Source organism: Kribbella yunnanensis (assembly GCF_039529655.1).
GTDB lineage: Bacteria > Actinomycetota > Actinomycetes > Propionibacteriales > Kribbellaceae > Kribbella > Kribbella yunnanensis.
The window spans coordinates 491175-509812 of record NZ_BAAANF010000022.1; the positions used below are offsets into that span (position 1 = coordinate 491175).

At 62.3% G+C, this 18638-nt stretch carries 22 protein-coding genes; 14 read left to right on the forward strand and 8 right to left on the reverse strand.

Annotation, left to right across the window (positions count from 1 at the left end; translation table 11 throughout):
• Positions 1 to 198 precede the first annotated feature (198 nt).
• Both pip and ABD231_RS34190 read left to right on the forward strand, forming a co-directional pair.
• Positions 199 to 1155 carry a prolyl aminopeptidase gene (gene pip / locus ABD231_RS34185; protein WP_344161563.1) on the forward strand — a complete coding sequence of 319 codons (957 nt, stop codon included), beginning with the start codon at positions 199 to 201 and terminating at the stop codon, positions 1153 to 1155.
• Positions 1156 to 1179: 24 nt separating this feature from the next.
• A complete protein-coding gene (locus ABD231_RS34190) occupies positions 1180 to 1536 on the forward strand; it encodes a hypothetical protein (protein WP_344161566.1) in 357 nt (118 codons plus the stop codon).
• Here ABD231_RS34190 and ABD231_RS34195 read toward each other — a convergent pair.
• Positions 1512 to 1961: an SRPBCC family protein gene (locus ABD231_RS34195; RefSeq protein WP_344161569.1), complete on the reverse strand. Its 450-nt coding sequence runs from the start codon at positions 1959 to 1961 to the stop codon at positions 1512 to 1514. The genes ABD231_RS34190 and ABD231_RS34195 overlap by 25 nt on opposite strands.
• A gap of 110 nt (positions 1962 to 2071) precedes the next feature.
• On the opposite strand from ABD231_RS34195, the gene ABD231_RS42265 reads away from it, so the two are divergent.
• The 3 genes from ABD231_RS42265 (at position 2072) to ABD231_RS34210 (ending at position 3452) form a co-directional block, all read left to right on the forward strand.
• Positions 2072 to 2416 (forward strand): ClpX C4-type zinc finger protein, encoded by a 345-nt coding sequence (locus ABD231_RS42265; RefSeq protein ID WP_425554234.1) that lies wholly within the window; start codon positions 2072 to 2074, stop codon positions 2414 to 2416.
• Positions 2417 to 2463: 47 nt separating this feature from the next.
• Positions 2464 to 2760, forward strand: coding sequence for a MafI family immunity protein (locus ABD231_RS34205; RefSeq protein ID WP_344161572.1), 297 nt, complete (start codon positions 2464 to 2466; stop codon positions 2758 to 2760).
• Positions 2761 to 3128: 368 nt separating this feature from the next.
• A complete protein-coding gene (locus ABD231_RS34210) occupies positions 3129 to 3452 on the forward strand; it encodes a VOC family protein (RefSeq protein ID WP_344161574.1) in 324 nt (107 codons plus the stop codon).
• Positions 3453 to 3692: 240 nt separating this feature from the next.
• Here ABD231_RS34210 and ABD231_RS34215 read toward each other — a convergent pair whose 3' ends face one another.
• The 3 genes from ABD231_RS34215 to ABD231_RS34225 all read right to left on the reverse strand — a co-directional run bounded on the left by ABD231_RS34215 (position 3693) and on the right by ABD231_RS34225 (position 5183).
• Positions 3693 to 4196: a DinB family protein gene (locus ABD231_RS34215; protein ID WP_344161716.1), complete on the reverse strand. Its 504-nt coding sequence runs from the start codon at positions 4194 to 4196 to the stop codon at positions 3693 to 3695.
• A 140-nt stretch (positions 4197 to 4336) separates the two neighbouring features.
• Complete coding sequence (locus tag ABD231_RS34220) at positions 4337 to 4687, reverse strand: DUF4291 family protein (protein ID WP_344161720.1); 351 nt, start codon at positions 4685 to 4687, stop codon at positions 4337 to 4339.
• Positions 4644 to 5183, reverse strand: a complete 540-nt coding sequence (locus ABD231_RS34225) for a hypothetical protein (RefSeq protein WP_344161576.1) — start codon at positions 5181 to 5183, stop codon at positions 4644 to 4646. Before ABD231_RS34225 ends, ABD231_RS34220 begins: the two co-directional genes overlap by 44 nt.
• Before the next feature lie 980 nt (positions 5184 to 6163).
• On the opposite strand from ABD231_RS34225, the gene ABD231_RS34230 reads away from it, so the two are divergent.
• Positions 6164 to 6784 carry a DUF2637 domain-containing protein gene (locus ABD231_RS34230; protein WP_344161579.1) on the forward strand — a complete coding sequence of 207 codons (621 nt, stop codon included), beginning with the start codon at positions 6164 to 6166 and terminating at the stop codon, positions 6782 to 6784.
• A 37-nt stretch (positions 6785 to 6821) separates the two neighbouring features.
• Entirely contained in the window at positions 6822 to 7511 is a 690-nt protein-coding gene (locus tag ABD231_RS34235) for a DUF3800 domain-containing protein (protein ID WP_344161582.1), read from the forward strand.
• 100 nt (positions 7512 to 7611) lie between these two features.
• Here ABD231_RS34235 and ABD231_RS34240 read toward each other — a convergent pair whose 3' ends face one another.
• Positions 7612 to 7869, reverse strand: coding sequence for a CAP-Gly domain-containing protein (locus ABD231_RS34240; protein WP_344161585.1), 258 nt, complete (start codon positions 7867 to 7869; stop codon positions 7612 to 7614).
• Positions 7870 to 8219: 350 nt separating this feature from the next.
• On the opposite strand from ABD231_RS34240, the gene ABD231_RS34245 reads away from it, so the two are divergent.
• The 3 genes from ABD231_RS34245 to ABD231_RS34255 all read left to right on the forward strand — a co-directional run bounded on the left by ABD231_RS34245 (position 8220) and on the right by ABD231_RS34255 (position 11466).
• Positions 8220 to 8957, forward strand: a complete 738-nt coding sequence (locus ABD231_RS34245) for an XRE family transcriptional regulator (RefSeq protein WP_344161588.1) — start codon at positions 8220 to 8222, stop codon at positions 8955 to 8957.
• A gap of 188 nt (positions 8958 to 9145) precedes the next feature.
• Positions 9146 to 10522, forward strand: a complete 1377-nt coding sequence (locus tag ABD231_RS34250; RefSeq protein WP_344161591.1) for an SIR2 family protein — start codon at positions 9146 to 9148, stop codon at positions 10520 to 10522.
• Positions 10523 to 10557: 35 nt separating this feature from the next.
• Positions 10558 to 11466 carry a DNA-processing protein DprA gene (locus ABD231_RS34255; protein ID WP_344161594.1) on the forward strand — a complete coding sequence of 303 codons (909 nt, stop codon included), beginning with the start codon at positions 10558 to 10560 and terminating at the stop codon, positions 11464 to 11466.
• Between the two features lie 738 nt (positions 11467 to 12204).
• Here the strand turns inward: ABD231_RS34255 and ABD231_RS34260 are convergent.
• Entirely contained in the window at positions 12205 to 12831 is a 627-nt protein-coding gene (locus ABD231_RS34260) for a primase 1D-like protein (protein WP_344161597.1), read from the reverse strand.
• A gap of 297 nt (positions 12832 to 13128) precedes the next feature.
• Here ABD231_RS34260 and ABD231_RS34265 point away from each other — a divergent pair, with 297 nt between their 5' ends.
• Together ABD231_RS34265 and ABD231_RS34270 are read left to right on the forward strand one after the other, a co-directional pair.
• The gene (locus ABD231_RS34265) at positions 13129 to 14340 is read left to right on the forward strand and encodes a hypothetical protein (protein ID WP_344161600.1); all 1212 of its coding nucleotides are present in this window, start codon (positions 13129 to 13131) and stop codon (positions 14338 to 14340) included.
• A gap of 278 nt (positions 14341 to 14618) precedes the next feature.
• Positions 14619 to 15179: an HD domain-containing protein gene (locus tag ABD231_RS34270; protein WP_344161603.1), complete on the forward strand. Its 561-nt coding sequence runs from the start codon at positions 14619 to 14621 to the stop codon at positions 15177 to 15179.
• Between the two features lie 4 nt (positions 15180 to 15183).
• Here the strand turns inward: ABD231_RS34270 and ABD231_RS34275 are convergent, their stop codons facing one another.
• Together ABD231_RS34275 and ABD231_RS34280 are read right to left on the reverse strand one after the other, a co-directional pair.
• Positions 15184 to 15660 (reverse strand): NUDIX hydrolase, encoded by a 477-nt coding sequence (locus tag ABD231_RS34275; protein WP_344161606.1) that lies wholly within the window; start codon positions 15658 to 15660, stop codon positions 15184 to 15186.
• The gene (locus tag ABD231_RS34280) at positions 15660 to 16397 is read right to left on the reverse strand and encodes a helix-turn-helix domain-containing protein (RefSeq protein ID WP_344161608.1); all 738 of its coding nucleotides are present in this window, start codon (positions 16395 to 16397) and stop codon (positions 15660 to 15662) included. The genes ABD231_RS34275 and ABD231_RS34280 overlap by 1 nt, the downstream gene beginning before the upstream one ends.
• 287 nt (positions 16398 to 16684) lie before the next feature.
• On the opposite strand from ABD231_RS34280, the gene ABD231_RS34285 reads away from it, so the two are divergent.
• Together ABD231_RS34285 and ABD231_RS34290 are read left to right on the forward strand one after the other, a co-directional pair.
• On the forward strand, positions 16685 to 17086 hold the full coding sequence (locus ABD231_RS34285; protein ID WP_344161610.1) for a hypothetical protein: 402 nt from the start codon (positions 16685 to 16687) through the stop codon (positions 17084 to 17086).
• Positions 17087 to 18273: 1187 nt separating this feature from the next.
• On the forward strand, positions 18274 to 18618 hold the full coding sequence (locus tag ABD231_RS34290) for a hypothetical protein (RefSeq protein WP_344161613.1): 345 nt from the start codon (positions 18274 to 18276) through the stop codon (positions 18616 to 18618).
• The last annotated feature ends 20 nt before the right edge of the window (positions 18619 to 18638 follow it).

Here is an 18638-nt window from a genome sequence, read left to right on the forward strand (position 1 = left end):
ACGTGGCGGACCGCCGCACCCACGAGGACGAGGCGGACCGCCCCGCTCACCCGGACAGGGCGGACCGCCCCCACTCACCAACTCCGCGCAGCCCGCCTGGTTCACGCTCAGCACGACCCGCCCACCCGGCTCAGCAGCAGGTTAGACAGTGGCGCAGGTCCGCCCCAGCCACCCGCTTCCTCGGAGAAGATGGCCGGCATGGACCTCTACGCGCCGATCGAGCCCACCGAGTCCGGCCACCTCGATGTCGGCGACGGGCACTCCGTCTATTGGGAGACGGTCGGTTCGCCCGACGGGACCCCGCTCGTGTGGCTGCACGGTGGACCCGGAGCGCCGGCGTCTGCTGGGACGCGCCGGTACTTCGATCCTGCGCAGTACAGGGTGGTCATCGTCGACCAACGCGGCTGCGGCCGCAGCCGACCACTGGCGAGCGACCACCAGGCCGACCTGACAACCAACACCACCGACCACCTGATCCGCGACCTCGAGCAATTGCGCATCCACCTCGGCATCGACCAATGGATCGTGGCCGGCGTCTCGTGGGGTGTGACCCTTGGCCTCGTCTACGCCGAGCGATATCCCGAACGAGTCCTCGGCCTGGTCCTCGCCGCCGTGACATCTGGCCGCCTACGCGAAACCCGGTGGATCACCCGCGACATGGGCCGAGTGTTCCCCCGCGAGTGGGACCGCTTCGTCGACCTCATCCCCGAAGCCGACCGCGCCGGCGACCTCAGCGCGGCATACGCCCGCCTCCTAGCCAGCCCAGACGAATCCCTCCGCACCGAAGCAGCCCTCCGTTGGTGCGAATGGGAGGACAACCACGTCTCCCTAGCCCCCGACCACACCCCGCAACTCATCCACGAAAACCCAACCTGGCAACAAGTATTCGCCCGCCTAGTAACCCACTACTTCGCCCACGGCTGCTTCCTCGCCGACAACGAAGTACTGGCCAACCTCCACCGAATCACCCACCTCCCCGCCACCCTCATCCACGGCCGCCACGACGTCTCCGGCCCCCTCGACACAGCCTGGCAACTCCACAAAGCCTGGCCCACCAGCCACCTAGTCGTCGTAAACGACGCCGGCCACTTCACCGGAACCATGCTCGAAGAACTCCTCAAAGCCCTCAACGCCATAAAAGGCCGCGCGACCTGAGGCTCAACCGATGATGATGGTGCGATGCCTGAAAAACACTCACGCCGTGTATCTGGTGGCAGAGCCTTCTATCTGACCGAGCGTCTTTGGGAGTTGTCGGCGGACCTCCCCGTTGAGGCAGTACCGATCGACGCCATCGAAGCGTTCGACGAGGACTGCTGGTTCGGAGGCGCGCCGGTCACCTGCCGAATGGTCGCTCGCCACGCCGGCCTCATCCAGAATGCCGACCTCAGCTACCCAGTCATCCTGTCGTCCGACGGCCGCCTGATGGACGGCGGGCACAGAATCTCCAAGGCCTGGCTCAGCGGCATGACGACGATCAACGCCGTACGCTTCACGGTCGACCCAGAGCCCGACTACTTCGAGTGGGATTCCGCGTAGCGGTTCAACGCGCTTGCCCACAGGCGTGAGATCACGTGGTTCATCGGGCCGTGGTGGAGCAGGAACAACATGATCTTGTCCCGGGTACGGCGGGGGTCGTTGGAGCTCCATTCGACCTCAAGCCGACTGCCGCCGCCATCGCCCGGTGCGATCCGCACCGAACCCGAGCCGTTGCCTCCGTAGCTGCTCTCTTCCTCCGTCCACCGAACGACAGTGGGATCGGACCAGTCGTACCGAGCGACAACCCAGAACGGCGAACCAGGCGTGCTCTCCCGAGCCACCGCCCACGAGTCACCGAGCCCGCGCACCTCGAACGTCTTCGGGTCCAGCGTCCGGCTCCAGATCTGGACACGCCGATCCGTGAAGTCGGTCAAAGCCCGCAGTACCTGCTCAGGTGACGCCCGAGTGATCACGTTGAATCGCACCCGATCAGTTGAGCACTCCCGCCCGGTCGCGTCCAGCGGTTGACATCCCAATCGTGTCAGGCTCAGCCTGACAAATGTGTCAGGGAAACCCTGACAGAACTGGGGGCACCATGCCGGACACAATCTTGCGTTGCTCGTTCTGCGGAAAGGACAAGACCGAGGTGAACCGGCTCATCGCCGGCCCCGCAGTCTTCATCTGCGACGAGTGCGTCGGCCTCTGCGAGCAAATCCTGAAAGACCAGCCCACACAGCCATTCCCCCCATTGGACGGCAAGACCGACGAGGAACTACTGGCCGACGTAGCGCGGCTCCACCTATCCCGCGGCCAGCTGGAGAACGCCGTACAGGAACGAGTCCAGCACCTCCGCTCCCGCTCGGTGACCTGGGCAAGAATCGGCGAAACCCTAGGCATGAGCCGCCAATCCGCCTGGGAACGCTTCTCCGGCGAAGAGTGAACCTCCGCAGCCTGTGTGCACTGCGTTGGCGGCGCCGAGGTGCGAGCATGACGTACATGGATACCGGCTACTACGAGGACATCGCTGGGCGTCTCCATGGGCTCCTCATCCGGCTGGACGACCGACTGCCACGCCAGGACCAGGTCTGGATCACCGAGTTCATCGACGCAAACGAACTGGGCCTCGCGCTCGAACAGATGGCGGATGCCCTGTCCGAGGACGACCGCCCCATTTCGTCGGAAGAGCGCGCCGACATGCGGTCGAGCGTGTCAATTGAACCGCCAGGAGCGCAATTCGCTGTGGTAATCGCGATGTCGCAGGCGCGGGTTCAACCCCAGTCGTAGGGCGCAACGGCAGCAGCCGAAAGGGCAAGGCCCACCTACTTCAAGACCGAAGAGGGAGCGCCATGCCCAAGCTCGAAACCTACAAGAAGCAAGCGAAGCTACTCGTTCGCTGGCACCGCGCCAGAACTTCTCAATCGGCGGTCGCATCCGACAGCTCGAGCGCTACCGCACGCTGTCCGACCGCGAAGCACTCGCGTTGAAGTTTCCCCTGACCGAAGCCCAAGAGATCATCGCCCTCGAAGCCGGCTGCGCCAGCTGGGCCGAACTCAAGGCAAGCGCGGAAGCGGCCCCACCCACCAGCGAGGGCCCGGAGACTCCGGACGCGGCAGTCGCGAGCGCCAAACCGGTCCTGTACGTCGCCGACGTCAATGCCGCGGCCACGTTCTGCCGGGACGAGCTCGGGCTTCCGCATCGACTTCCTGCACGGCAATCCGCCGTTCTACGGATCGGTGTCGCGCGCCGGCGCAACCTTGCACCTGAAGCTCGTATACGAACCGGTGTTCGCGTTCGGTGCCGCGAAACGACAAGAGCTCATCATGGCGTTCATCGATGCGCCGAACGTACGCGAGCTATACGCGGAATATCTGGCCGCCGACGCCGAGATCGTCCAGAAGCTGACCAAACAAGCGTGGGGCGGCACCGACTTCATAGTGCGCGACCCAGACGGCAACGCAATCGCCTTCGTCGGCTGAGGCCTGACCGGTTGCGGTCAACCACGACCTCAAGAACCCAACCGGTCAGAAGCCAACGACACGCCTGACAGTTCGACACCACAGTTGCCCCGGCCCCCCTGATAGCCGCCAGGTCAGCGCGGTAGGTGGCCTGCCGATCGAGCGGCCAGGGGACGGAGCCAAATCGTCGGGTGATGCGCGGCAGTCATCTGCCAGGTGATCTGCGCCAGCCAAAAGGGCCGGATCGTGGCATGAGTTTCGTCAGCTCGTCGGCTCGTCGAGGACGAGGTGCTGTCCGCCGTCGACCAGCTCACGACAGATGTCAAGGTGTCCGGCATGAGTGGCCGTCTCGACGATCACGTGCAACAACACCTCTCGCAGGGAGGAGTACGGCGGGTCGCCGCTGTCCTCGAACCACCAGACCGGCTCCGCGTCCAGCGGCAACTCGGCAACAGCCGCCCTGGCCAACCTGCACTCATCGGCGTACTGCTCGAGAAGCTCCTCGTCGCTTTGGAGGTCGGGCGCGGTCCAGCCGTCGTACCCCTGAGGAAGATCTACCTGCTCACCAGCCATGACTGCTCGAAACCACACACGCTCGACGTCCAGTGTCAGGTGCCTGATGACCCCTCGGGGTGTCCAGCCCGAGGGCACCTGAGAGCGGCGGCGAGCCTCGGCCGGCATCGCCATGACCTGTTCCACAACATGCGCCCGCTGCCCATCGAGCCACTCAAGCAGTTCGCGCTTCGTGGTCTGCTCTGCATTCATGTCCACGCCCACAGTCAACAGGCTAGAAGCCTGGCCAGCACCTGGGGCGGGCCAGCGCACGGATCTGCCGATGTCAGTGCTTGGGTGCGGCAGCGGCGTAGCACTCCTATGCGGTCGCCGAGCTGCGTTCCGCGAGGGTGTCAGGTGTCCTGGTCCGGGTAGATCGTGGGGGCGAAGTGGCTCAGGCACGACTCACCCAACGCCTCCTCGAACCCGGTCCGGCTCATCCAAATTGCCAGCCCGCGTGCCTGACCCGCTTTCGAGGCCCAGCCACAGCGGTACATCATCCACAGGAACGACGGCTTGATCCACGTCATCCGGTTCATGCTGAACGGCGCGACGAACGTGCCGGCGGCTAGGGCGGCGTCGGCGATCTCGTGGCCATACGCCTGGTAGACGATGATCGAACGGCGTCGAACACCGCGCGCACCTGCCGGGCTGGCGTCGTCACTGGCGCATCCATGCCGCCAGGTCCTCCACGGACGCTGCAGCGGGCGGCACCCGTTCGAAGAACGATCCGGACCGCCACTCTCGCGTGGAGTCCTCCATGTCGCCCAACCACTCGCCTTCAACCCAGTCGGCCAGATCTATGAGGTCCCGGGAACGGGCGAACTCAGCCGTCGCGGCGGCCCCCTGCGGGATCAGAAAGACCGAGTCGATGTAGCAGCGCGCATCGAAGTTCGTGTTCTTCGCGCGCCAGACCAGTACGGCGTCCTCGACGTGGCCGATCATGAACAGCAGCCAGCAACACGCCAGCAGCACGTCGCCGCAGCCTTCGTCCGCATCACCGACCGCGGCGATCTCTTGGCGGGTCAGCTCACGGATCAAGGGCGCGTCATCTGGAGTAAAGCTCGACAGCAGTGCGGCGACCAGTGCGGCGCGGTCCACTTGATCGGCGTTGCTCGAACCGAGATGCCCGAAGGCCCGAACTACGTCGGCGTCCGGCATCGCCCTCGCGTCCAGCAACAGATCCAGGCCCGATGTCACGGTCACAGCCTCTCAGGTGGCGGGCCACGTCGCCCAGCAAATGAATCGAGTGCCAGCGGACTATAGCGACGCCTCTACGGAGCTACGCACAACGCCTGCCAAGCCACGCCGGCAGCATCCGCACGCACATGCCGCGATCCGTGCTTTTGCGCCGTCGCAAATCACCTGACGGACGAGTGTCGCGCATCAATTGACGGAGGACACGAGGCGATGGCTGTTGTCGGATCACAGCGGGTGAGTGGTGGGCATGGCTAGGGCATCGAGTCGCGCAACCCAGTCGGGAGAAGGCGGCAGCAGCGCAAGCTCGGTATCCAAAGCCGCAATCGGGTCCGCTGGATGACCGGCAAGCCACTGGAGAATCCTCGTACTCTCTCCTCACGCTCGGGTCCAACTTGAGATACGGGCACGTCTCGCGAGACCTGCCACACAGCGAACCCTAAGACCGGCCACATGACGTCCAGGTCGTGGTTGGTCGTGAGTGAAGGTGGTCGCGCAGGCCAAGCGAGTGATCGTCACGAGCGCCGGTCGCCCCGGCCGTGTGACCGCGGTCGCTCTTCAGATCCACGGTGGTCGGCCGGGGGCGGGCGGTAGCCCGCTGGTTCGCGGCGGTAGTCGCGGGGTGGGAAGCGGCGGTAGCCGCGTCGGAGGGTGGGTGGGGCAGCCGGGCGTAGCACGCGACGTAGGAGCGCGCGTAGCTGGCTGCGGGGGCGTCGTACAAAGGCAGAAGCCCAGGTCAGCGGGCTGATCCTGGGCTTCTGAAACTGCGCGCTCGGAGGGATTCGAACCCCCAACCTTCTGATCCGTAGAGCAATGCCAGGAGTCCCAGCAGTCCTCCGGAGTCCGTTTCAGGCGTGACGAGGCCGGTAGAAGTCCAGATCTGGACCTCAAAATCCGGCCTCGTCCACCCAGGTTGTGACCACTTGTGACCAAGCCCGCCGCCTAACCCGCGGCGGGCAGACACGCAAGGAGGTTCCATCCTGATGAACCAACGCAAGAGCCCCACACGCCAGATCGAGGCCATCAAGTGGTCGACCGCCGCCGCAGTCGTCGGCGTCGCGATCATCGCCGCGATCGTCTCCTACAACCACGCCTATGCCCTCGTCACGGCGTACGGCGAAGGCGGCTGGACCGCCCGCCTAGTACCCCTAACCGTCGACGGCCTCATCTACGCAAGCTCGATGGTCCTACTACACGCCGCCCGACAAGGCGCCCCAGCTCCCCACCTAGCCCGCTGGCTCCTAGCCCTAGGCATCACAGCCACCCTCGCGGCCAACGCCACTCACGGCCTAGGCCGCGGCCCAGTAGGCGCCATCGTCGCCGCCTGGCCGGCCGTCGCCCTAGTCGGCTCCTACGAACTCCTCATGACCATCGTCCGAAGCAACGCCCGTGTACCCGACCCCGTACCCACCCCCGAGTACGTACCCGAAACCGATCCACTCGAAGTACAAGCTGCCGACGCCTTCGCCGCCGACGTCTCAGCCGGCCGCCTACCCACCGTCCGAGCAATCCGCCTGCGCCTACGCGTAGGCCAACCCCGAGCCCAACGAGTACAGACGTATCTCTCCGGCCTCATCACCACGCCGGACGGCGGCCCAGCATGAGCGCGTTCTCCTGCACGCCGCGCGGGCCGGGAGTCGAATGACTCCACCCACAGTCCGACTCTTCTACGTCGATGACTCGGGCTCCGAACAAACCGGCTGGGCCGTGTACTCGTGGATCGAGTGCACGGCCGCCGCATGGCGCGACGGTCTCCGCGACTGGCTAGAACTCCGCCGACGCCTCTACCGCGAGCACCAGATCCCGGCGGACTACGAACTCCACGCCAGCAAGTTCATCGGCGGCCGAGGCAACCCCTCGCTAGACCCCGCTTGGAACCGCGCGAAACACCTCCGCGGCCTAGCCGCAGAACAGGCGCTCACCGCAATCTCGTCTTCGCCCGGGCTACGAGTCGGCACCGTCTACCGGCGAGGCACCGGCAAGGGCCACGAACACGCGAGCGCCGCCGAGGACCTGTACCGCGCCATGGTCGACCGCATCGACGAACGACTCAGAAAGGCCGGCGACTTCGGCCTGATCTTCATGGACGGCGACGGCTCAGACAGCTCCTACTACCGTCCACACCGAGCCTTGCAACTGAACCACCGGCATGTCATCGAAGACCCGCTGTTCCAGGATTCCCGCCGCTCGCAGTGGGTCCAGATGGCCGACCTCGTCGCCTACGCGGCATACATCCATCTCCTCAGACCGCCAAGCAAGGAGTTCGCATGGCACTGGTACGAGAGGCACCTTCAAAACAAAGACGTAAACGCCGGCCCGATCGAGATGTAGTCCGTGGAACGGTCAGGGCGCCGGGGCATGGAGGAGAGGCTCACCCGGCGCCCTGACCTGCTCAGGGCCGCAGCCTCTGCGGCTGCGAACCGACCTGTAACTACAGGGATGCGGACGAGGCTTCAGGCTCAGCTCTGTCCTCAGGAGTTAGCCGCGAGAGGAACGCAGCGATAAGAGAGTGATGGGGGCGGACGCTGACGCCCTCCGGGTGATCCCACGTGATGCCAATGAACAGCGGTCCCGAGTAGTCGACCGTGCCAACGCCGTAGTCAAAGTGCTCGACTCGATCGCCCTTCGCCAGAATCGTCCAGTCGACCTCGAACAGCGGCGGGTGCTTGACCACGACCCTGGCCTTCACGAGATCTCCGGATCGTCATGCCGTTCCCAAGCCGAGCCAAGCTCAGGCCAGATCCGATCGCTACATGTCGCATTCGGCAACGGCTCCGCCCGCAGAGCAACAGCCACGGCCCGAACCTTGTCCTCCGCCGACCACCGGGACTCCAGGATCATCCGAATCTCCCGGCGAATAGCGCACGTCTCGCAAGCCGGCGACACCACCGAACGCGTCTCGATCATGACCAAGAGATTCGCGGAACACCGCTGGACGGCGGTACCTCCTCAAGGGACGACTTGGGACGTCTCGTGTTAGCCTGAGAAGGACGACTAGGGACGTCTTAGCGTCAATCGACGTTTCTGTTGGAGCGCACCATGAATCAGTCCCTCCGCCAAGCCCTCTTCAACGCTCACCTCTCAGAGCAAGACATTGCTGCCCGCCTGGACGTCGATCCCAAGACCGTCCGACGCTGGCTAGAAGGCCGGCTTCCTTACGCCCGCCACCGCTGGGAGCTATCCCAACTTCTAGCTACAGACGAACCCGACCTGTGGCCGGAGCTCCGCGCCGTTCGCGCGGCCAAGTCTCGGCCCGTAGAGATTTCGGCCGTCTACCCGCGACGCGCATCAATAACGTTGGAGGGATGGCGAACTCTCTTCAGTTCGGGTCGCGAATGTATAGATATTCTCGTCTACAGTGGACTGTTCTTGGCTGAAAATGCAGAGATTCTGCAGGTCCTCGGTCATCGGGCGAGGGCCGGCGCTGTTGTCCGTGTAGCACTGGGCGATCCAGAAAGTGAAAGTGTTGCTAAGCGTGGAGTCGAGGAGTCAATAGGAGACGCCATGGCTGCAAAGATCCGTAACGCGATCGCTCTCTATCAGCCACTTTTCAACGTCGAGGGAATTTCCTTCCGGTTGCATCGATCAGTGCTGTATAACTCGATCTACCGGGTTGATGACGAGATGCTAGTCAATCAGCACCTGTATGGAGTATCGGCATCGCAAGCGCCTGTTTATCACCTGCATCGAGCGTGCGGAGGTGAAATGTTTGATCGATACCTAATGAGTTTCGATCGTGTGTGGAAAGACAGCCTCTCGCTCGATCTCCCAATTTGATCAAGTCGCGGGCGGGTGCCTGTCGATCCTGCCGAGTGCCTTAAGCATCACAGCAAACCTGACGCTTAGTGGCCACATGGATGCATTCTGTAGTCAACCAGCTGAGCTTCGGCTCCGCGGAATCACAGATCGGTAAGCCAAGGCCGTGCACCCTTCATGTGTAATCGATCGACTCCTACCATCAGAGGGTGCCAATCACGAAGCGAGAGCTTGTCGACTCCTATGGCAGCCTCGCCTTGGCTGGCAATGCATCTCTGTTTATTGGCGCAGGCCTCTCCAGGAGTGCTGGGTATCCTGACTGGAACGAGCTCCTGCGAGAGCCGCGTAATAGTGCGCAGATACCTGAAAGTATAAAGGACCTACCGCTTGCCGCTGAATATTACATCCAGCAGGAGCCGGGAGGGCGAGATGCGCTAAATGCACATATTCTGAAGTCCCTTGGTGCAGTCGAGCCGAAGCCGTCAAACGGCCACGCGGCAATGGCGCGACTCCCAATCAAAGATCTATGGACCACGAACTACGATGATCTGATCGAAAGTCATACTGCCCCCCTGATTGTCGTTGAAGAGGACAAGCATTTCAAGGTCCCTGGGGAGCGTCGCCTAGTTAAGATGCACGGAAGTCTTGGGGGCGATCCGCTGCAATGGCGAGCCAAGCCTGTTATTGGGCGAAGTGATTATGAAAGTTACGAGGACAAGCACCCTCGGATGTGGAGTGCATTGCGGGCCGCGTACCTAACTCGCTCGTTCCTGTTCCTCGGATTCAGCTTCTCTGATCCTAATGTCGAAATTCTTCTCCGACTCGCCAGGCGCCTTCCGGAGAGCGGGCCAGAACACTTTACTGTCCTCCGGCGGCCATCAGGCGAGGCCGATCTGAAGGAGCATCAACTCCGGGTCGCCGATCTTGAGAATTCTGGTGTTGCGGTTTGCGAGATTGATGAATATGAGGAAATCGAAGATATTCTCGCTCGTCTGGTTCGGCGGACGAGGCAGCCTACCGTTTTCATTTCCGGAAGCGAGCGGTTCGAAGGCTACAACACGGATCTCGGATTTCGGATCGGAGCACAGCTTGCGGCGCATCCGTTACGACTAGCATCGTTGGCTGGTCAGCCGGCACTTGACGTCTCGTTTGGTTTTGCGAACATCAGGCGATCCTCGCAGCAATACAAGGCCGAGGACATCGCATTCTATTTTCGAGCGAAAGAAGGCGAAGAGACACTTCAGTTACAGCAGCGTAGCGGAGTTATGATCCACACGAACCTTGAGCAAGACCCACTTCGTGCTGAGGTATTGGATGAGTGTCGAGTGTGCATCCTGATAGGTGGAGGCCCTAGGACATTCGAAGAGGGCCAGCTTGCAATGCGCTTGCGGGTACCGATGGTGCCGTTGCCCTTTACTGGAGGCTCTGCCCAAGCTCTGTACGTGGGAACGGATCCAGTCGCGGCCTTGCAACTGGTCGAGTCTCAGCCTGCGGCCGAAGCTGACTGGAAGCTCCTCGCTCATAGCGATATCAATGTCGCTCTCGCCGCTCTAGACCGTCTGACGGCTGCCGCCGCATTCGTCTAGCTGGGACTGTCGGCGGCAGCAACTATCGTTAAGCCATGGAGAGCCAGTTCAGAGCGTTGCTCGAAGCTACGGTGCTAGCCGCCTCGGAGGTCATGCCCGCGGAGGGTCGAGACCTCTCTGAGTTGTTGGAAAGCCGCGACGGCCCAGCCGGGCTGATCACGAGTCAGCAGACTCCAAGAGCTAGTCGCGAGGACCACCTCCTCTTCTGGTTGCAGAGGAACATCGATGAAGGACGCGTATCCTTCTGGGTCGAGCAGTTGAAGCGCTTAGCCGCGACTCAAACCGATGCTCGAATGGTCCTCGTCACCGATCCTGACTACCCTGAATGTTTGCGCCGATCCTATGACCGGCCACCGTTTCTATTTGAGCGCGGTGAGATCCTGAGCGGCGACCGTCGTGCAGTAGCAATCGTCGGAAGTCGGATGGCATCGAAAGCTGCGATAAAGGCAACCATCGCCGTCGCGGAAGAAGCCGTCAGAGCTAGGGTGACTGTGGTATCCGGACTTGCATCAGGAGTCGACTCCCATGCTCATCGGACGGCCATAGAGTGCGATGGGCGAACGATCGCTGTCATTGGTGCTGGGATAGATGCAGATCCACGGCTCGACGGAGATCATCCACTTGCGGACGCGATTGTGCGGGCTGGAGCGCTTGTATCGCAGTTCAGGCCAGGTTCACCGCCGACGAGAAGCACTTTCCCCGCGCGTAACGCGGTGATCAGTGGGCTTTCGGTGGCAAGTCTAATTATGGAGGCCTCCGAGCGAAGTGGGACCAGGAGTGAGTTGGACGCCTCAATCCGACAAGGGCGCCCCGTCTATTTTTGGCTACCCGCGTTTCATAAGGCCAGGTGGGCTGAGCTAATCGTTGATTCCGGATCTGCTCGATTCTTTGAGTCGTTCGAAGATGTCAAGAATGATTTTATGAATGCTGACCTGCCATGTTAACGGGCCACCTCGAACGCTTCGCCGAGATGCTTGACAAAGATACCGTCTATCCAGATTCCATTGCGAGTGACGACGTTTGTCCAGGGTGTTGGACGTGGAAGCTACCTGAGTATGAGTACTGCTTCAACTGTGATGAGATAGTCAAGTATTTTGGTTCGCTCCAGACAAAGCAGCGACCTGTCACCCTCTATCGCCGGCCATCTCTGCTCCGAGATCTCTTAAAGAAATACAAACCCGGCGTCGACGGCCATCGTGAGATGTATGCTCTTCTTCTAACCGCAATGCTCGCAAAGCATCTTGAGCGAAATCTCTCAGATATGATTGAGAGATTTGGCGAATGGGATTCAGTGTGCACTGTTCCGTCGTCATGGCGCCAGGAGGAGCATCCTTTGGTGAGGCTCGTTGACAATGCCTTTGCCGCAGCTTCCCTGCCGTATCGAGTAGATGCGCTTCTTCGCCGTGGGCCGGGTGATATAGGGCACCGGATTATGAGTCGGGACGCTTTTCTGGCGGAATCTGGATCACGGCGATCTCCGACTCGCGTGCTATTGATCGATGATGTTTACACAACCGGCGCGACGCTACACTCCGCAGCGGCCGCCTTGCGCAGTGCTGGACTTGATGTCGCTGGAAGTCTCGTCATCGGCCGTCGGGTTAACCCGGACTTTAGTCGCGAATCTGAGCAGTTCTGGTCCCGAAGGGTTGCCGAGGCGACTAAATACTGAGAATGACAATTTGTCAGGCTTCCCGTTTATGCTCGCCGATATAGCGTGGAAGGAGGCCGTCACGCCCAGCCGATATCCGTAGGGCTGTGTATCCCATCATGAGTTGATGGGCAATCCAGCGATGATCAACTATAGGTGCGAACAGTAGGGATCGTCCGAGGAACTCCTGATGCTCACGACCGCTGAGCAGCGCCTTCCCATAGTAGTGGAAGGACCTCCCTGACATGAGGACTTTGGCATCGAACGGAAGCGTTGAACAGACCGCCAATATTGATGCCTCGGATCCTTCGTTCTGGACCCGTGCTGCGAAATCAAGCATCGGAATATGTGCGCTCTCTCCGTCAGTGAGTAGTACTCGCGAGGAGACTGCCAGGATTCGCTCGTCATCGACTGCCTTCTCGACCTTGCCACGAAGCCACGCTGGCAGCGCGCTGTTAACGACATGACGATCATCGTCCGAGACAGCGGGATCCTGGTGAAAGGTTGCTGCGGTCGCTACCTCGGCAGGCAAACCCCCGCTAGACCGTTCACAAGCGAGCATCAGCGAGTCCCAGAACGGTGCCGATAGTTCCTCGCGGAGCCGCATGGTGTGATCCAGGAGCTCAGCGAAGTCCTCGGGGTCGCGCAGCCTGGACTGCATCTTGCCGGCTCGGGGTACGCGCACGAGTTGAATCGACTTCACACGGGGCAGTTGGTGAAGAAGTTCGCATAGAACGTCGACAGAGTCGGCCTCATCGGCCCGAGGGAGGTGTTGCCCCTCTCGCGGTTGGGCAGCCATGGCACGAGTAGAGCACACGCCACCGACAGTTCGAGAACGTCACGCGGCAGCCGAGGAGGCTTGATGCCGCGATGCCGACTGGTCGGCGCCGTGGTGGTTCAGGGCCGCCAACGCGCAGGGCCGAAGCGGACTGTCGGACGCTTCCTGCACACTGATGGCGTGAGAGACGGACACCTCTTTAGCAGTGGTCGGCTGGCGGAGTACCTGCATACCCGCCAGGGCCTTGCCGTGGGCGAAGTTGTCAAGGCGCTCCCTGATGAGATCCGCTTCGTTCCCGGAGTCGTGGCCGATCGACTGTTCGAGGAGTACCAGGTAGCCGCGGTCAGATTCGATTGGGACGGCATTACGCGAACCGAGCCTCGGGAAGACTTTGAAGTGATCGAGCGGTGGGGAGAGCGATACACGACACCAATACATACGCTGTCCATCGTCGTTCCGATTTCTGGAGATCCAGAGTTGCTGAGGCGCCAGGCTGACACGTACTCAAGCGGTACATTGGAAGCAGCGGTGCGTGAGGATGCGGTCGTATTTAGCGTTCGAGGGGCTGAGCTCACGCCTGAAGCGGTGCGTGGTCACATTGCACAGATGAGGCATGAATTGGAGCGCCAGACGAGCTGGGCCAATGTGCAACTTGAAGCTTGGATTCCGCAACTGCGAGTGTCGATCGAAACTGCTGTCGCGCAGCGCAAGGAGCGACTGGACAGCGCGGCATCCCTATCTGCCGGTCTCGATATTCCTCTCGCTCCCGTCGATGACAATCGCCGAATAGATATTCCTGTAACGAGGAAGAAGATTCGCTTCCAACGCGGAGGGCGGGCCGGTCACTCTATGAGCCCGGAGCCGTCGCTTGCCAACGAGGTTTATGAAGATGTTACTCGGACCATCGGGAGCCTTGCGCGGGCTATGGAGCGTCTGCCACATACAGCGTCCAAATTTAAAGAAGTAGAGATTCGTGATCTCATACTATTCATCCTAAATAGTCATTGGGAAGGTGCGGTTCGGGGTGAGGTCTTTAATGGCAACGGTAAGACCGACATTCTGCTCCCGTGGAAGGATCGCAATGCGTTTATTGGGGAATGCAAGTTTTGGTCGGGCCCCAAGGGTTTCGCTGAAGCGATCGATCAACTGCTAGGATATCTCGTTTGGCAAGATACTAAGGCTGCTCTGATTCTGTTCATTAGGTCAGGTGAGGCTTCCAGTATCATCGCGAAAGCGGATAATACTATCCAGAATCACCCCTTGTTCAAGGTTGCAAAATCGAATGTCGATCCAGCCGTTCGCCTTGACTATGTAATGGTGAGCAGATCGGACAGTCAGCGCTTCATTAATCTCGCCCTTCTGCCTGTGGTTATACCAAAGGTTGATGGTTAGCCTCCTTCTAGTTGCTGATCAGGAGGAGGATTACGCATCGTCAGCTATGTCAACCGACGTCCCGCGTCAGTTGGCCTTGCGGTGTCCTGCGGCCATGAGCAGCTGCTGTACAAGGCGAGCGGAGGAGGGCTACCCTCGAGTGCGGACCCGACTCACGTTTGTGAGGTATCGGGTCCTGCTTCTTTACTGCAGCTGCGGAGAGTGGCAGCTGATTAGACAGGCCCGAGATGTCCCGCAGCGTCCCTAGATGTCCAGGTTGGAGGCGTAGCGTCGAGCGTGTGGAGCTGGCTATGTGGGCAACGACGACAGCGCGTGATCTGCTGATTGATGAGCTTCCCCACAGGTGGGCACACTCAGCGGGCGTGGCCGGACGATCCGTTGGATTGCGCTCCCTGCTCGGCGGTAACGCGGAGCTGATCGAAGCCGCGTCTTGGGTGCATGACGTTGGTTACGCTGCACCGCTGGTGGTGAGTGGATTTCATCCGCTCGACGGAGCGGTTTACCTGCGGGACATGGCTGGAGCGGATGGGCTGCTATGTCGGCTAGTGGCTTACCACACCTGCGCGGACATCGAGGCTGATGAGCGTGGTTTGTTGAAGGAGCTTCGGCAGGAGTTCGAGCCACCGCCGGCCGACTTGCTGAGGGCGCTGACGTACTGCGATTTGACTACCGGGCCGTCGGGCCGACACGTGTCTGTGGATGAGCGGCTCGCGGAGATTCATGCTCGGTATGGGGAGGAGCACCTGGTGAGCCGGTCGATCCGGCGGGCTACGCCGATACTCCTAGAGGCCGTGAGGTCGATTGAGGGTCAGCTAGCCGAGGAGGCTGTGACGGAGTAGGGCGTCAGCCGATGTGGGGCTGGGTCGCGCCTGAGAGGTAGCGGTCTACTCGTTTGCGCATGGAGGGGTCCATGGTTAGAGACGGGATGTCGGCGCGGGGGATCCATTTGACCTCGGAGCTCTCGTCGCTGGTGCGGAGTTCGCCGCCGGTGGGGTGGGCGGTGAAGACGATGGAGAACTCTTGGCGGGCTTCGTTGTTGCTGGTGTAGAGGATTATGTGTTTGGGGTCGCTGTAGATGCCTACGATGCCGTCGAGCTCGCAGTCGATGCCGGACTCTTCTTTGGTTTCTCGGATGGCTGCGGCGGGGACTGATTCGCCTAGGTCTACGGCTCCGCCGGGGATGGCCCAGTTGTCGTTGTCGGTGCGGCGGATGAAGAGGATTTCGTCGCGGTCGTTGACTACTACGACGTTGACCGAGGGGACGATGCTGTTCGCTGCGGGGGCGTTGGGGTCGTCGTAGTAGTCGATCCGGCGGCTCATCAGTCTCCTAATGGGGTTGCGGTCTCCCAGACACGTTCGAAGCTCTCGATGTAGGTGCTGGCGATCTCGCCGCCGGCGATTTTGCGTAGGTGCCAGACGGGAGCCTGCGCGGCTGGGGTGCCGTAGATGTGTGTATTGACTAGGAGTTGGTCGTCGGCGCGGTAGATCGAGTTGTAGAGGATCGTGGTGTGGATGCGGAACTCGATGTTGTCGGCGGTGCGCAGGTTGCGGTAGTTGGCTATCGCGCTGCGGATCTTGGCTGACATGGAGCCTTCGGCGCCCTCGTCGATGGCACGGCGTTCTACTTCCTGGCTGGTTGGGTCGCCTAGGAGGAAGCGCATTTTGATGCCGGATTCGGCCTTCTTGCGGAAGATGCGCTGGATGCCGGCGTCTTCGGAGATGAATAGGCCGGCGTAGACGAGTACGCCGATCTCCTCCTCGGCTGAGTCGAAGAGGCGTTTCCAGGCGTCGTGGGGGACCTCGGAGCGGTGGGGGTAGACGGCGATGATCTCGCCTTCGGAGGCTACGGCCACCTGGTCGCGTGGGAGGGCGTCGGGCCAGAGGTAGACCTCGTCGACGCCTAGGCGGGTTGAGACTGCGTAGCGGTGGCGGCGGTAGGGGATGCGGCCGCTGATCCAGCGCTCGACGGTCTTGTTGTCGACACCGAGCTCAACGGCTAGGGCGGTAGGCGTGACGCCTTGTTCGAGAAGCGCCGCGCGGAGCCGTTCGTTGGGCATGGGGCAACTCTAGGACATCTCGGGACGTCGTCACGCTTAGTAGGACGTCTCTAACCCGTCCATGGCGGTCGTAGTCGCGTCCTCACGCTGAGTCGCAGAGTTTCTGCCATGACAAACCACTACGCAGTGAGCTCAGTCCTGGCGGATTCGACTTCGACCTTTCGGTGGCGCTGCGGATGCGGTGCGGGCATCGAGCGGCGCGGGCAGTGTGACAAGTGCAAGCGCCGGGCGCGTTGGCAGCGGCGGCACCTGACGACCCGGGCCGGTCATGCACTTCGGGAGCTGTCATGACCGCCGTCTATCGGTATGAGGTCGCTACTCGCGACTACCGGGGTGGATGGCGGGTCGTGAGTATCCGACAGCGGTCGTTCGAGCTGGAGCCGCGGGCGATCGTCCACGCGCTGATGGTTCGGTGGGTGCTCGATCACTGGGATCCGACGCTCACCGGTCGCATTCATGTCTTCGGGCCGCGGTCGGCGGCGACTGAGCCGAGCGGGCTGAGGACGAGCATTCGCATTCGGGTGTTTCGTAGTGACTCGCCTTTCGCCAATGCGCCGCTTGCCGTGGCGTACCTCGGGGATCACGAGCGGGAGTGGTTCGGTCGCAGGGTTGCAGGCTGGTGGAATCGGGCTAAGCATCAGCGCAGCTCGTTACAGGACCGATCCGGCGGTAGTGGTGAGGCTGCATGAGCGACGGCGAGCGGGCACCAGTCGAGGCGAGCGTGACGCAGCCCGAATCGAATGCTGAGCCGACTGCCGACGCGGGTAGGGAAGGCGCCGGCGCTGCGTCGGGGCAGCAGTCTGTTGCCGGTGTGCTCCTCGCAGCCGGTGTCGTGTGCGGACTCATCCTGATTGCTGGGTTCGTGCGGCTTGGGGTTCCGGGGTGGGTCTTGGTTGCGGTCCTCGTGCTGCTCGTTGCGGGCGTCGTCGCCCTGGTCCTGCGGGGACGTCGGCGGCGTTCGGTGTGGGACGGTCTGCGGCGATCCCGCCGCACGCCTGGAGCGTTGGCGGCACGGCGTGGCGTCGCATCGGGATGGAACAGGCTCAAGGGACCGAGTGCAGGTCGGTACGGCGCCGCTGGGCGGTCGGGGCGTCGTGGGGGCGGCAGTCGTGGGGCCGCGATCGGGAAACGCGGTCGGTCCGGTCGGATCGGGTCTCCGTGGCGACAGGCCGGTTCCGCGCGGAGCGCTGGCCGCGGAGTTCGACGGAGGGCATCGGCTGGTCGTCATCGTGGGATGGGTCGGGAGGCCTTCGGGTCGCGTGGGCCAAGACGTGCGTACGGATCGGTCGCCGGTCGGCGCCATGGCTCGCTCAGGGGCCATGGACCGCGCGGCGGTATTGGGGGCGAGAGGCATCCGTCGCCGCGTCGCCGGGAGCGGCGTAGCGCTCAGGGCATGTCAGCAAACAAGCGCCGGCTGCCTGGTCGACCAACTCGCGGACGCCCCAGTTCGAGGCCTGGTGGTGCGCGGAGTCGCGGCGGCGGCGCTCTTGGGGTGGGTGGTGGACGGCTGCCGATCGTCAGATCGGGGCGGCGGCGATCTACGGGCCTGGGGCATCGGCCTGGGGCTCTGTGGGCTGCGTCGCGGCGTAGGAGCCGGGCCAGTCCGCGCTTGCTCAGGCGAGATCGTGCAGCGCCGGGCAAGGGCGGATCGGAGGCGAACGCTCGCCGGCCGCTGAGGGCCGTCATTCGCCTTGTCGGCAGAGGCGTGAAGGCGGCGAGATGGCGGCTGTTCCGGCGGAGGAGATCCCGTGAAGAGACCGACCACGGCCCAGAGACGAAGGTCGTCGCGGACAAGGCGGCGAAGACACAACCGGAGATGAAGCCGGGGCGCGCCAAGCGGCGGCCCAATGAAACTGCGATGAAGGGAGACAACAAGATGCCTAACGCACCTATTGCACAGGCTGTTGACGCCGTTCAGGCGATCACGGCGTGGGAGCCGGAGTCCATCAACGACGTCGATGAGTTCTTGACGGATCTCGGAGATCTGTACGAGGCCTTGGCGACTACGCAGGCCAACCTTGCCCAGCGGTTCGGCTCCGATCTGCCGATCGGGGCGCCGGTGGTGGATCACCTCTCGGAGCTCGCGAGTGGGGCTGCCGCCCTGACGGATCACGCTCATCAGGGCCGGAGCATCTTCCGATCGTTCCACGAAGCCGAGTTCGAGCGACTGGAGAACCCGCGGCCGAACGAAGAGATGTGGGACGTCCGAGCTAACCGGTGAGTGCACATAGCTATACGGCC